Below are 15,990 nucleotides of genomic sequence, written 5' to 3'. Positions count from 1 at the left end.
GTATCAGATGTTGTACCCCGCGCGGAGCGCGGGGTAAGAAATACGCCTATCATTTTGAAACGCTATTTACATTAATCCAAAAAAATAGGCGAGACCAACCATGCTGGTCTCGCGCACAATAATCAGGCTAATTTATATTGATATTATCACTGACATTACACCGCCTCCGCTTCACACGTCGTTGCCAACGCCATACTTAAGGTTTTAGCCAAAATGACTTTATTTTTACTCTCCTCCATCAGGCTAAAGTGGTCACCTGGTACAGAGATTAGCTGGAGCAAATAATCAGGCATGATCTGCTTCCAGCCTAACGACGGTTCCATACTCAAAGAAGGTAATGCGGATCCCGTAACGAAAGGAAGTTGCGGATAAGGTTCTGTCGCATAGAACTGGTGGAGCGTTATCGCCAATGTTTGTGGTTCATACTCTTTGACCATTTGCACATAATTTCCCATCTGTTCCCAACGTCTTGCGATCAAGTCAGGATGCAGGTTTGCCGGGTATAATCCCAATTCCTGCGCTGCGGCAATAAATTGCACCAAATTCAGTTTATCAATTCTCTGATGCAATACCGCAATCTCCTCTTCATGTTCCCCGCCCGACTGTTTTGCCAGTTCAACAAGAAAGTGGAGCTTTGGTTGAATAACCTGCTGCTTGAAGCAGTGAGGAGCAGGCGTATCAATCAAACCCAGAAAATCGACGGTCTCACCGGCATTTAAAAGTTGCTGGGCAATGGCATAGGCCAGTACGCCACCAGAAGAGTAACCGTAGATCCGGTATCGGCCTTCCGGTTGAACAGCCTTCATAAAGGTGATCATTTTGGCAGCCAACTCCTCAAGAGCCGATATTGCCTCGTCATTGATGGACGGCCAGGGCAGGGCATAAATCGGATAGTCAGACTGAATATGTTTTGCTAATCCAAAGACATAGGAGTAATCGTACATACCACTAGGCACAAAGAATAACGGCGGCTCCGTTCCGAAGGGTCGCACAGGTATCGCGCTGCTTTGCGGCTGGGACAGTGGATCTAATGTGATTTTTGATACCAGTTCAGCCAGCACAGGGAATTGGAATAGGTTATTCAATGTACACATCAAACCACGACCTGCGGCAAGGTTTATCATCCGCATAGCAAGCAGCGAGTGTCCCCCCAACGCAAAGAAATTGTCATATCGGCCTATTTGCTCAACCTCCAACAATTCACGCCAGATAGCAGCCATTGCGATCTCAACCTCCCCCAGCGGCGCTTCATAGGCTTGATGAACAAAGGCATTCTGATCAGGCTCCGGCAGTGCCTGACAATCCAACTTACCGTTAGGACTTAGCGGAAATGCATCCAGACGGACAAAAGCAGCCGGCACCATGTAGTCAGGCAACAGTGCTCTCAAATGGCTATACAAACAGGTTGTCAGGCCATCATCCGCCGGTGCCACCACATAAGCTACCAGACGTTTATCCTGCCCCTCACCCAAAGCCAGGACGATAGCTTCACGCACGGTCGGGTACTCCATCAGCCGAGCTTCGATTTCCCCCGGCTCAACACGGAATCCCCGAATTTTCACTTGCTGGTCATTACGGCCAATAAATACTAAGTTACCATCCGGCAAGTAACGGGCCAAATCACCGGTGCGGTACATCCGTGCATCCGGTATCTGACTAAAAGGATCCGTCAGAAAACGTTCAGCCGTCAGATCAGGGCGATTGAGATAGCCACGTGCTACACCATCACCACCAATATACAACTCGCCGACCGCTCCCAGTGGAACCGGCTGGCCGCAATCATCCAGCAGATAAACACAGGTGTTGGCTGTCGGACGTCCGATAGGCGTTAATGTATCGATATAATCTGCCGGACAACGCCAGGTGGTGGCACATACCGTGATTTCTGTCGGACCGTAGGCATTGAACAGCGTGGCACGGCCACACAGTGACTGAAGTAGCGCCGCACCAGGAGCTTCTCCGCCCAGTATCAACGTTGGTCTTATGTTTATCTCTGGTAAATCTGCGCCATCCCTGAGCAAAGCCGGTGGCAGGCAGGCATGAGTCACCGCCTGTTTTTCCAGATAATGCCAAAGGCGGAGTGGATCCTGACGAACCGCATCGACAGGAATATCCAAGGTGGCACCACCACACAATGCCATCATGATTTCCCAGACGCTGGCATCGAAACTAAATGAGGCGAATTGCAACATCCGGCTATGAGAATGAATGTCAAACTGGCTGATTTTATCTCGGATAAGGTTGACCAACCCACGATGTTCAACCATCACTCCTTTCGGCATACCGGTCGAGCCAGAAGTATAAATCACATAGGCCAGATGCCGTGGAGTTAACGCTGGGATCTGCGGATTGTTATCCGGTTGGTCAGACAGAGTATTCGGGTCAAGTACGGTTAATTTCGCCAGTGCTTCTTCACCTAATGCAGCACGCCCGATATTATCCGCCAGTACTACCAACGGAGCAGCATCATTCAGCATATACGCCAGACGATCACCCGGATAGGCGGGATCCAGTGGTACGTAGGCGCCACCCGCTTTCAGTACTGCCAATAGCGCCACCACCATCGCTGGCGACCGGGTCACACAAATCGCCACCCGCTGCTCCGGTACTACCCCCAGAGAGATAAGCTGATGAGCGAGTCGGTTGGCCTGAACATTCAGTTCCGCATAGCTGAAGATCTGCTCCCGATGTATCATCGCTGTAGCATTTGGGGTTTTCTCCACCTGTTGTTCAACCCACTGATGGATACACATTTGCTCGGAATAGGCTATTTCCGTCGCATTCCGCGTTTCCAGCAACAACTTACGTTCCGCTGGCGACAAAATATCAATTTCCCTGACGGGTTGTTGTGGATTAGCCACCATGACTTGCAATACGGTGTGCAGATAACCCACATACCGCTCGATTGTCTGTTGATCAAACAAGGCCGTTGCATAATTCAGAGTACCTGCAATTCTGCCTTCTTCCTCAAACAGGTTAAGTTCAAGATCAAACTTAACCACATCAAAACCCTGATCAACCGGTAAGACTTCCAGCTCTGGCAATTTCCACTCTATTCTCTCATTGTTCTGCCAGGCAAACATCACCTGGAACAGCGGGGTATGCGCCAGTCTGCGCGGTGGTTGCACAATTTCCAGCACCTGTTCAAACGGCAGATCCTGATTATCCTGTGCTGCCAACGCAGTTTGCCGTACACGCGCCAGTAATTCCGCCACATCCGGCGTGCCCGATAAGTCGATACGTAAAGCCAATACATTGACAAAGAAACCCACCAAGGATTCAATTTCCTGACGACCACGGCCAGCAAAAGGTGTGCCGATAACGAGATCACTCTGGCCTGACAGACGTGACAGAACCATCGCCCAAGCTGACAGAATGGTTATGAATAACGTTGTCCCTTGCTGTTCACTCAGGCGCTTGAGGGATTTCGTTAACACTTCATCCAGATTGATAGGCAATGAACTCCCTATAAACGATTGCTGGGGGGGACGTGGCCGATCGGTTGGTAAATCAAGCAGTACCGGTGTACCAGCCAACATGGTACGCCAACAGTCAGATTGGGACTGTAAGCGCTCACCCGAAAGCCACTGACGCTGCCATGCCGCATAATCAGGATACTGAATCATCAACGGCGGTAGTGGATCAGGTTGACCGGTCAAAAAAGCTGTATAGAGGGCACTTAGCTCTGTGTTCAGTATTCCCAAAGACCAGCCATCAAAAATAATATGATGTAAGATCAACAAAAATACATAATCATTGTCCGCCAGCTGTATCAAACTGGAGCGGATTAATGATCCCTGTGCAAGATCAAACGATCGCCCAAACTCCTCCATACACAAACGCTTAAGTTGTCCATCCGCATCAGGTACGCCGCGCAGATCATATTGCTTCATGGATAGACCGGGTTCAGGCGGTAATAGCTTGACTTGGGGTTGGCCGTCAACCGTCACAATGACAGAACGCAAGGCTTCGTGGCGGGCAAACAGCGCATTCAGCGCCTGCTGCCAGGCAGCGATATCAAACTGACCACGCACACGCTGTATTACAGGAATATGGTAAGTATCACTCACCCTTTCAAACTGCGAAATGAACCACAAATGATGCTGGCTAAACGACAGTGGCAGAGCACTCTCGCGAGATACCGGAGTAATCTCAGGCAACCTGTCACTATCCTCATTACATTGTGCGTAAATTCTCTCCGCAAAAGCAGCCAGAGTAGGTGCCATAAACAAGGTAACAAGCGGAAGCTCAGCACCGAAAGCGGCTACACGATTCATCACTCGCGCAGCCATCAATGAATGCCCTCCCAACGCGAAGAAATTATCATGTCGACTAATCTGTTCAACCCCTAACACCTCACGCCAGATAGCCGCTAATGCCGTTTCTACTTCCCCTTGTGGCGCTTCATACACCTGACGGGCAAAGTCTTCCTCTCCCGGAGCTGGCAATGCCCGACGATCCAACTTGCCGTTAGAAGTTAGCGGGAAAGCGCTCAAACAGACGAAAGCCGCCGGCACCATATAATCAGGTAACAGGGCACTCAAATGCTCACGCAGGCTCGCAGCCAATCCGTCATGCGATTCTGCTAACACATAAGCGACCAAACGTTTATCCTGCCCATCACCCAGCGCTAATACCTGCGCTTCACGTACCGCAAAATGTTCTGCCAGCCGAGCTTCAATTTCCCCCGGTTCAATTCGAAAACCACGGATTTTAATTTGCTGATCATTACGCCCCACAAATTCCAGATTGCCATCCGGCAGATAGCGGGCTAAATCGCCGGTTCGATACATGCGCGCCGCCGGTTTATCACTAAAAGGATCCGCCAGGAAGCGTTCAGCTGTAAGTTCAGGCCGATTAAGATAACCACAGGCAACACCGTCTCCACCAACATAAATCTCACCGATCGCCCCCAGTGGCACTGGCTGACCATAAATGTTCAATAAATAGAGGCGTGTGTTAGCGATGGGTCGGCCAATGGGAAGTTTTGTCATCCCTTCCGGCAATTCAGTGATACGGTATGTCGTGGTAAACGTCGTTCCCTCACTCGGTCCATAGCCATTCAATAACTGCTGAGGTGGACTATGACGCAGGACCTGAGCGATCACATGCGGATTTAGAACATCCCCTCCGACAATCAAGATATTGATCTGTGGGAGAACCGCAGACAACTCCGCTGCCAGTCGGTTAAACAATCCAACCGTCAGCCACAGGACAGTGATCCGGTGAACTTGTAAACTCTGAACAAACGCCTGTGGGGTCAATAAGGTCGCGTGGTCGATGACCACCAGCGCGCCACCATTGAGCAAAGGCGTCCAGACTTCGAAGGTACTGGCGTCGAAAGCCGGGTTAGCGGTAAAGGCCACTCGGTCAGCCTGTCCGGTTTCAGCATAACCATTATTGATAACCAACCGAACCACCGCCCGATGAGGCACTACCACGCCTTTGGGTGTGCCAGTAGAGCCAGAGGTATACATGATATACGCCGCTCCCGTGCTGGAAGCAGGTAAATCAAGATTGAGGAGATCTTCTTCCCTGATGGTACTCATCTCACCAGAGAAACGTAATATCGGCACAGTCAGGAGGTCAGCCGAAATATCAGCCCACATATCGGTGAGCAGCAATTTGGCTGAACAATCTTTTATCAACCAACTCTTCCGCTCGTCCGGTACACCCGGATCTATCGGGACATACACCGCACCCGCCTTGAGAATAGCTAACTGAGCCACGACCAGCTCAATAGATCGCTCTAACAAGAGCGCAACATGTTCCCGCGGATAAACTCCTTGCTCAATTAACTGACGAGCCAGCCGGTTAGCACGGATATTTAATTCCGCATAGCTAATGGCTTGGTTTTCATAGACCAATGCCGTGGCGTCCGGGGCATTCTCCACCTGTTGTTCAAACAATTGATGAATGCACAGTTGATCAGGATAGGGTGTTTCGGTCGCATTCCAGGTTTTCAGCAATAATGTGCGCTCTGTTTCCGGCAAAATTTCCAACATCTGTACCGGCGTTTCTGGCGTCTGTTCAAGTGCGTCTACCAGACTCTCCAGAGCCTGCTGCATGTAACCGCATATCCTTTCTGGATCAAAAGGTTGCACTACCTGAGTCGTCAGCCCCAAATCGGAACCACCATCTTCTACCGACAATACAAACGGGTAGTTAGTCCGTTCCTGTGCCCCAAGGAATTCAATTCCGCTGATGATCTCATCTGATGTGATTGGCTGGGTATTATGCCGATAATTTAACAGCGCATTGAACAGCGGTGTCCCACTCGCTACCCCACTGCAACGTTGAGCCAGCGCCAGTGATGCATGTTCATGCGCTAATAGCCCTGCCAATCGGTTATGGGCAGCCTGTACGCTCTCTCGCACCGGAGTTTCATCTATATCCAACCGTAACGGCAAGGTATTAATAAACAGCCCCATGCCATTGTCGGCACCTTCGCCAGCCTGCATACGCCCAAACAGCACTGTGCCAAATACCACTTGCCTCTGACCACTGGTACGCGACAATACCTGCGCCCAGGCCAAATGGCACAGCGCCGCCACACTGACGCCCAAACGCCGAGCCAAATTACGCAGGCGGTTATTCAGTGCAGGCGGCAGCATTCTGTGCGATTCTGTCACCTGTGAGCCGTCATGGTGTACTTCCGTCAATCCGAATGGCAATGTAGGCTCATCCACCGCCGCCAGCATATTGGTAAAGAAGCGGGTATGTTCTTCCTGACTGATCCCCAATCGCGACTGAGCGACCAAAGTACGAAAAGGTACTGGCGCAGGCAAACTGTCTCCCCGTCCGGTAAGATACGCCTGCACTTCGCTGTTCATCACTTCCAGCGTGGTATGGTCACCAATGAGGTGATGTAACAGTTGCAACAAGATCCAGCGGCCATCAATATCCTGTGCAATAACAAAGCGCAACAACGGTGCCTGACTCAGATCAATGCGATACTGGCACGGATCAAAGCGTTGGAATAGTTGGTCACTGATCGCGCCGTCAGCCGGATTGAGTGTCAATTCTGTGATGAATAAGGGAACTTGACGACAAACCACCTGAGCTGGAGCGGATAATCCTTCCCAGATAAAAGCGGTTCGCAGGATATCATGGCGATCAACCACCTGTTGAACGGCTGCCAGATAACGATCCAGCAAAGACCGATCGGCAAACATCTGTTGGGTTAACAGAAGATAAGGATCGCCTTCATTTGCCAGCAAATGGTGGAATAAAATGCCATCCTGTAGCGGAGACAAGGCATAGATATCTTGAATGTTAGCCATCCCACCCGATATCTGATCAACAATACAGTCAATTTCACCCTGACTGAGGTTAATCAGCGGCAACATCTCCGGTGTTAACACGGACGTATCCGGTGTAATACGGTTCTCAGGCACCTTGATCTCACAATGCTGAGACAAAGACTGAGCCAGCACACTCAATGTCGGATGCTGGAATAACGCTTGTACCGAGATACCCAACCTCATACACCGCAAACGCTCAATCATCCGCACTGCCAACAGGGAGTGCCCCCCCAGAGCAAAGAAGCTGTCGTGCCGGCTGATCTTCTCAACTTCCAGCAATTCACACCAAATGGCCGCTAATGCTATTTCTATCTCCCCTTGCGGGGCTTCATAGACCTGACGGGCAAAGGCTTTCTCGCCTGGTGCGGGCAGCGCCTGGCGATCCAACTTGCCGTTTGGCGTCAACGGAAACGCATCCAGACGTACAAAAGCCGTCGGCACCATATAATCCGGCAACCGCGCACTCAAATGTTCACGCAGACTGGTAGCCAATCCATCATCGGTTTGCGCCACCACATAAGCCACCAAGCGTTTATTCTGTCCATCACCCAACGCCACGACCAATGCTTCACTCACCAACGGGTGTTCAGTCAACCGAGTTTCAATCTCTCCCAATTCAATTCGGAAGCCACGGATTTTAACTTGTTGGTCATTACGGCCAACAAATACCAAATTGCCATCCGGCAGGTAACGAGCCAAATCGCCGGTGCGGTACATCCGTGCATCCGGTATCTGACTAAAAGGATCCATCAGGAAACGTTCAGCCGTCAGATCAGGGCGATTGAGATAGCCTCGGGCTATACCCACACCGCCAATATGTAATTCACCTACGGCGCCCAACGGCACCGGCTGACCATGTTTGTCCAATAGATAGACGCGTTTGTTCACTGTCGGTCTACCGATGGGAATTAATCCCCCTGTATAGTCTGACGGGCAATTCCAGGTGGTAGCGCAAACGGTGATTTCCGTCGGGCCATAGGCATTGAATAGCGTGGCCTGGCGGTTTAATGTCTGGATTAGCGTCGGACTAGGTGCTTCACCGCCCAGTATCACGGTCGGCTTTATCGTCAGCATGGGTAAATCCGCACCATCCCGCAGCAGCGCAGGTGTCAAACAAGCGTGCGTCACCGATTGCTCTTCCAAATAATGCCAGAGAAGGTGCGGGTCTTGCCGGATTGTTTCCGTCGGAATAACCAGCATAGCCCCACTGCCCAACGTCATCATGATTTCCCAGACGCTGGCATCGAAGCCAAATGAGGCAAACTGCAACATCCGGCTGGTGACACCAATATCAAACTGAGCAATGTGTTCCAGCGTCAGGTTAACCAGACTCTGATGTTCAATCATCACCCCTTTCGGTCTGCCAGTGGAGCCGGATGTGTAGATCACATACGCCAGATGCCGTGAGGTGAGATTAGGGATCTGTGGGTTATTGTCTGGCTGATCCGGCAGAGTATTTGGATCGAGTACAGTTAACGTCGTCAGTGCTTCTTCACCCAATGCAGCCCGTCCAATATGATCCGCCAACAAAACAGTTGGCGCAGCATCAGTCAGCAGGTAAGCCAGACGTTCGCCCGGATAAGCCGGATCTAATGGCACATATGCCCCGCCCGCTTTCAACACCGCCAGCAATCCCACGATCCTCTCCAGTGATCGGGTCACACAAATGGCTACGGGTTGATCGGGGATGACACCTAATGCCATCAGTTGATGTGCTAATCGGTTGGCACGGGCATTCAATTCAGCATAGCTGAGCGTCTGGTTTTCATACCTTACCGCTATCGCATCTGGGGTTCGCTCTACCTGTTGTTCAATCAACTGATGAATACACAATTGTTCAGGATATGGTGCTACGGTTGCATTCCAGGTTTCCAGCAACAACTGGCGCTCTACGGGTGCCAGAATATTCATTTCCCCGACTGGCTGCTGAATATCCGCGACCATCGCTTGCAGTATTGTGTGCAAATATTCAACGTGTCGTTCGATTGCCGATTGATCAAACAAAGCGGTTGAGTAACCAAGATAACCGACAATCCGGTCTTCCTCTTCAAACAAGTTAAGTTCAAGATCAAATTTAACGACATCAAGGGCTTGCTCGAACGGTGAAATTGTCAGCCCCGGCAATCGCCATTCCACAATCTCATTGCTCTGCCAGGCAAACATCACCTGAAACAACGGGGTATGTGCCAGCCTACGCGGTGGTTGTACGATTTCTACCACTTGTTCAAACGGTAAATCTTGATGCTCCTGTGCCGCCAGCGCGGTTTGCCGCACACGCGCCAGTAACTCCGTCACATTAGGCTCACCCGATAAGTCAATACGCAAGGCCAAGGTATTAACAAAGAAACCAATCAAGGATTCCACTTCCCGACGACTGCGACCGGCAAAAGGTGTACCGATAACCACATCATCCTGACCTGACAGACGCGACAGAACTATTGACCAGGCTGATAGCAAGGTCATAAATAACGTGGCTCCCTGTTGTTCACTCAGACGCTTAAGAGATGCTGTTAACTCTGCGTCCAGATTGATAGGCCATAGGTTCCCGGCAAACAACTGTTCAGGCGGACGTGGTCGATCAGTTGGCAAATCCAGCAAAACTGGCGCGTCAGCCAATACCCTGCGCCAATAATCAGATTGAACCTGAATCCTTTCTGCAGAAAGCCACTGACGCTGCCATGCCGCATAATCAGGGTATTGGATCATCAACGGCGGCAATGGATTAGGTTGTTGGTTTAAACAGGCTGAATAAAGCGCATTTAGTTCTGATTTCAATATTCCTAAAGACCAGCCATCAGACACAATATGGTGTTGGGTCAGCAGGAAGACATACTCATCGTCAGCCAGTTGTATCAGAACAGAACGAATTAAGGGATCACAGGCAAGATTAAACGGCATTTTAGCTTCCTGCTCACACAAACGCTTAAGCTGTTCATCCACCTCAAGCACTTTACGTAAATCGTATTTTTTCATCGGCAAACCAAAGTCCGCCGGCAGGAGTTCAACCTGTGGCTGCTCATTTACCGTGATAAAAATGGAACGTAATGCTTCATGGCGCGCAAACAGGTGATTCAGCGCCTGCTGCCAGGCATGAATATCAAGCTGGCCCCGTAAACGCAGTGCTAACGGAATATGGTAGGTATCACTCATCCCCTCAAACTGTGCCAGGAACCACAGACGCTGTTGTGCGAACGACAGGGGCAGCGCTCTATCATGGGGTGTCGGAGTGATGGCAGGCAATGCCCCACTTTGTTCATAAAGATGCTCATCAACCACCTTAGCAAAAGCCAGCAAGACAGGCGATTTAAACAATGTAGTCAGCGGCAGTTCGGCACCTAAAGCCGCAACACGGTTCATCACCCGCATCGCCAACAGCGAATGGCCCCCCAGAGCAAAGAAATTGTCATGCCGACTAATCTGTTCAACCCCTAACACCTCACGCCAGATAGCCGCTAATGCCGTTTCTACTTCCCCTTGTGGCGCTTCATAAACCTGACGGGCAAAGTCTTCCTCCCCCGACATCGGCAATGCCCGACGATCCAACTTACCGTTTGGCGTCAACGGGAATTCATCCAGACGGACAAAAGCCGCCGGCACCATATAATCAGGTAAGATTGCGCTTAAGTGGGTACGCAGGTTGTTGATTAATCCATCATCTGCTTGCGCTATGATATAGGCGACCAGCCGTTTGTCCTGCCCGTCACCTAACACCAGCACCGCAGCCTCACGCACCGCAGTGTACTCCTTCAAGCGCGCTTCAATTTCCCCTGGTTCAATCCGAAAACCACGGATTTTGACCTGCTGATCATTACGGCCAAAAAATTCCAGATTGCCATCCGGCAGATAGCGGGCGAAATCGCCGGTTCGATACATGCGCGCCGCCGGTTTATCACTAAAAGGATCAACCAGGAAGCATTCAGCTGTGAGTTCAGGCCGATTCAAATAACCACAGGCAACACCGTCTCCACCAATATAAATTTCACCGATCGCCCCCAGTGGCACTGGTTGGCCATAAGCGTTCAATAAATAGAGGCGTGTGTTAGCGATGGGTCGGCCAATGGGAAGTTTTGTCATCCCTTCCGGCAATTCAGTGATACGGTATGTCGTGGTAAACGTCGTTCCTTCACTCGGCCCATAGCCATTCAATAACTGCTGAGGTGGGCTATGACGCAGGACCTGAGCGATCACATGCGGATTTAGAACATCCCCTCCGACAATCAAGATATTGATCTGTGGGAGAACCGCAGACAACTCCGTTGCCAGTCGGTTAAACAATCCAACCGTCAGCCATAGGACAGTGATCCGGTGAACTTGTAAACTCTGAACAAACGCCTGTGGCGTCAATAAGGTCGCGTGGTCGATGACCACCAGCGCGCCACCATTGAGCAAAGGCGTCCAGACTTCGAAGGTACTGGCGTCGAAAGCCGGGTTAGCGGTAAAGGCCACTCGGTCAGCCTGTCCGGTTTCAGCATAACCATTATTGATAACCAACCGAACCACCGCCCGATGAGGCACTACCACGCCTTTGGGTGTACCAGTAGAGCCAGAGGTATACATGATATACGCCGCTCCCGTGCTGGAAGCGGGTAAATTAAGATTGAGGCGATCTTCTTCCCCGATGGTGCTCATTTCACCAGAGAAGCGAAATATCGGCACAGTCAGGAGATCAGCCGAAATATCAGTCCACATATCGGTGAGCAGCAATTTGGCTGAACAATCTTTTATCAACCAGTTTTTCCGCTCGTCCGGTACACCCGGATCTATCGGGACATACACCGCACCCGCTTTGAGAATAGCTAACTGAGCCACGACCAATTCAATGGATCGCTCTAACAAGAGCGCAACATGTTCCCCCGGATAAACCCCTTGCTCAATTAACTGACGAGCCAGCCGGTTAGCACGGATATTCAGTTCCATATAACTGAGGGTTTGATCTCCCGCTATCAGCGCTGTAGCAACCGGCGTTTTCTCTGCTTGTTGTTCAAACAACTGATGAATGCATAACTGCCCAGGATACGGTGTTTCAGTTGCGTTCCAGGTTTCCAGCAATAACGTACGTTCCGTTGCAGGCAAAATGTTCAGTTCCCGTACCGGTGTTTCTGGTGCTTGCTCCAGCGCTTCTGCCAGACTGGTCAGCGCCTGTTGCATATAACCACATACCCGATCCGGCTCAAATGGCTGTACTACCTGAGCAGTCAGCCCCAGAGTAGAACCGCCATCCTCTACCGACAGCACTAACGGATAGTTGGTTCGCTCCTGTTCACCCAGAAATTCGATACCCGGTACAACCTCATGTGGGATCAGTGGCTGCTCATTATGTCGGTAGTTCAACAGGGCGCTAAATAGTGGCGTGCCACCCGCTACGCCACTGCAACGTTGGGCCTGCGCCAGTGAAGTATGCTCATAATCCAGCAATCCGGCCAACCGAGACTGTGCCAGCCGTACGCTGTCGTGCACCGGTGTATCATCCATATCCAGTCGCAACGGCAAGGTATTGATAAACAGCCCCATGCCGCTATCAACCCCTTCCCCCGCCGCCATACGCCCAAACAGCACCGTGCCAAACACCACTTTTTCCTGACCACTGGTCTGCGACAGCACCTGCGCCCAAGCCAAATGACACAATGTTGCTACACTGACGCCCAGACGTTTTGCCTGTTGACGAAGACGGTCGTTTAATTCCGGCGATAACATCCGGTGTGATTGTGTAACTTGCGAACCATCACGATGCACTTCGGTGAGACCAAACGGCAGCGTCGGCTCATCCACGTCAGCCAACATATCAGTAAAGAAACGGGTATGTTCTGCTTGATTGGCATTCAATCGAGCCTGCGCCACCAGATTGCGGAAAGGCACCGGTACTGGCAAGTTGTCATCTTGCCCGGCAAGACAAACTTGCACTTCGCGGTGCATCACTTCCATTGTCGTATGATCGCCAATCAGATGATGCTGCAATTGCAGCACATGCCAGCGGCCATCCGTTTCTTGTGCTGCTGTTTCTTGTGCTACTGTTTCTTGTGCTACTACAAAGCGCAACAATGGAGCCTGACTCAGATCAAAACGGTACTGACGTGGGTCAAAGCGGTGAGCCAATTGCTCACCCACTGGCCCATCAGCCGGATCCAGAGTCAGTTCAGTGACCGATAAAGGCGCTTGACGCCAAACCACCTGCGCCGGTGCAGGTAATCCCTGCCAGATAAATGCGGTTCGCAAGATATCATGGCGATCAACCACCTGTTGCACGGCTGCCAGATAGCGATCCAGCAGCGTCCGGTCAGAAAAAATCATCGGGTAGGCCAACAGATAAGGGTCACCTTCCTTCGCCAGCAGATGGTGAAATAAGATACCGTCCTGCAACGGCGACAGAGCATAAATATCCTGAATATTAGCGATCCCACCCGGCACCTGTTCAACAATGTTGTCAATCTCAGACTGGGACAGATCAATCAGTGGCAACATTGCGGGTGTCAGCACGGTGGTCGCTGGGGTAATGACATTCGGCGGTACGACTACAGCCTGATGTTGTTCCAATGCCTGGGCCAGTTCTGACAACACCGGACATTGAAACAGGTTACGGGCGGCCAGTGTCAATCCCAGGTTATGCAGGCGTTCAATCATCCGGATACCGAGCAAAGAGTGACCGCCCAGCGCAAAGAAACTATCATGTCGGCTAATTCGCTCAATACCCAGTAATTCGCGCCAAAGGGTCGCCAGAATAATTTCCTTTTCTCCTAACGGGGCGGCATAAACCTGACGGGCGAAGGCATCCTCCCCTGGTGCTGGCAACGCTCGGCGATCCAATTTACCATTCGGCGTCAATGGGAATTCATCCAGACGCACAAAGGCCGCCGGTAGCATATAATCCGGCAACCGCACACTCAGGTGTTCACGCAGGCGAACAGCCAAACCGTCACTCTCTTGGGTTAGCACATAAGCAACCAGTTGTTTGTCTTGCCCCTCTCCTAATGCCAGCACCACCGCTTCACGTATTGCCGGATACTCCACCAGTCGAGCTTCAATTTCTCCCGGTTCAATCCTGAAACCGCGGATTTTCACCTGTTGGTCGTTACGGCCCAAAAATTCAAGATTGCCGTCCGGCAGATAGCGGGCTAAATCGCCGGTGCGATACATACGTGCATTCGGTTTATTGCTAAATGGATCGGGGAGAAAGCGTTCAGCAGTCAGTTCAGGGCGATTGAGATAACCGCAGGCCACTCCGTCACCCCCGATATAAATCTCACCGGTCATCCCCAATGGCACCGGCTGGCCGTCAGTATCCAGCAAATAAATTCGGGTGTTGGCAATAGGCCGACCAATAGGAATTGAAGTTGTACCCGATGTTAAGCCGTGAATAGGGTAAGTCGTGGTAAACGTGGTTCCCTCACTCGGACCGTAGGCATTCAATAACTTTTGTGGCGGGTTTTTACGCAGCACTTGAGCAATGATATGCGGATCGAGGACATCCCCTCCCACCAGCAGTATTTTAAGCTGAGGCCACACTGGGGATAGTTCCTCCGCCAGCCGGTTAAACAGCCCGACACTCATCCACAGAACCGTAATGCGATGCGCCTGTAACGCCTGAACAAAATCCCGCGGTGTCAGCAACGTAGTATGATCAATAACCACCAGCGCAGCACCGTTAAGCAACGGCGCCCAAACTTCAAAGGTACTGGCATCGAAAGCGGGATTAGCGGCGAAGGCAATCCGGTCATTAGGTTCGATGTCAGCATAGCCATTATTGATAACCAACCGGACGACAGCCCGATGAGGCACGATGACGCCTTTTGGTGTCCCCGTCGAACCAGAAGTGTACATGATATACGCGGGTTCGGCACTGGTTCCCGATAAATCAAGATTGCAGTGATCTTCTGCTTGAATCGGCTCTATCTCGCCGGTAAGACGGAGCCGCGGGACAAGCAATTCAGCGGGGATCGCCGTCTGCATATCCGTTAGCAGTAATTTGGCGGCACAATCGTTTATCAGCCAGTTTTTCCGTTCATCCGGGACATTGGGATCGACAGGGACATAAACCGCCCCCGCCTTAAGGATAGCTAACTGAGCCACCACCAGTTCAATTGAGCGTTCTAACAAGATCGCTACATGGTCACCCAGGCAAACCCCTTGTTCAATCAGTTGGCAAGCCAACCTGTTGGCCCTGGCGTTCAGGTCCGCATAGCTCAGAGTCTGATCGCCAGCGATTAATGCGGTGGCAATCGGGGTTTTCTCTGCTTGTTGTTCAAACAACTGATGAATGCATACATGGTCAGGATAGGGAGTTTCCGTGGCGTTCCAAGTTTCCAGCAACCCCGCTTTAAGGGTATTTTCCGTGCTGGTAATACTGTCTTTCATTTACTTACTACCTCAACGAATCTATCGGATATTTGAAAACTGTTATTCCCAGCCGCCGTCACAAATATTTTTCTTTTACTTTTAGGAGAAATAACAACGGGCATGCCAAGCATCGAAAGATACTCAGACAATATTTTTCTCAGGCGCTGGATGTCATAGTCCGGTTAATAACCGCACAGCAAAAAATGATGTGGCAATAATTTCCCAGACAACGGAATAAATGATCCATTTGATGAACCATAAGAAGGGGTTCCATTTTTCCCTGTTTTTTTAGATACGCGTTTTCGATCTACATCAATTTTTTATTACGCTGAATTCCATAACAAAATAAATATGA

1 protein-coding gene is annotated in these 15,990 nt (G+C 50.9%); it reads right to left on the bottom strand.

Features of this window, described 5'->3' with window-relative positions; genetic code table 11:
• Positions 1-155: 155 nt before the first annotated feature.
• Positions 156-15,653, bottom strand: a complete 15,498-nt coding sequence (locus WDV74_RS01615) for an amino acid adenylation domain-containing protein (protein ID WP_338884195.1) — start codon at positions 15,651-15,653, stop codon at positions 156-158.
• Positions 15,654-15,990: the final 337 nt, after the last annotated feature.

The sequence above is a fragment of the Xenorhabdus sp. TH1 genome (assembly GCF_037260955.1).
In the GTDB taxonomy this organism is placed as follows: domain Bacteria; phylum Pseudomonadota; class Gammaproteobacteria; order Enterobacterales; family Enterobacteriaceae; genus Xenorhabdus; species Xenorhabdus griffiniae.
Note: the sequence above shows the minus strand (reverse complement) of the source record. Positions and strands in the feature narration are given on the sequence as shown.

Excerpts from the sequence above, each read along its gene's own strand:
- WDV74_RS01615 (WP_338884195.1), bottom strand. The coding sequence starts at position 15,653 with ATGAAAGACAGTATTACCAGCACGGAAAATACCCTTAAAGCGGGGTTG.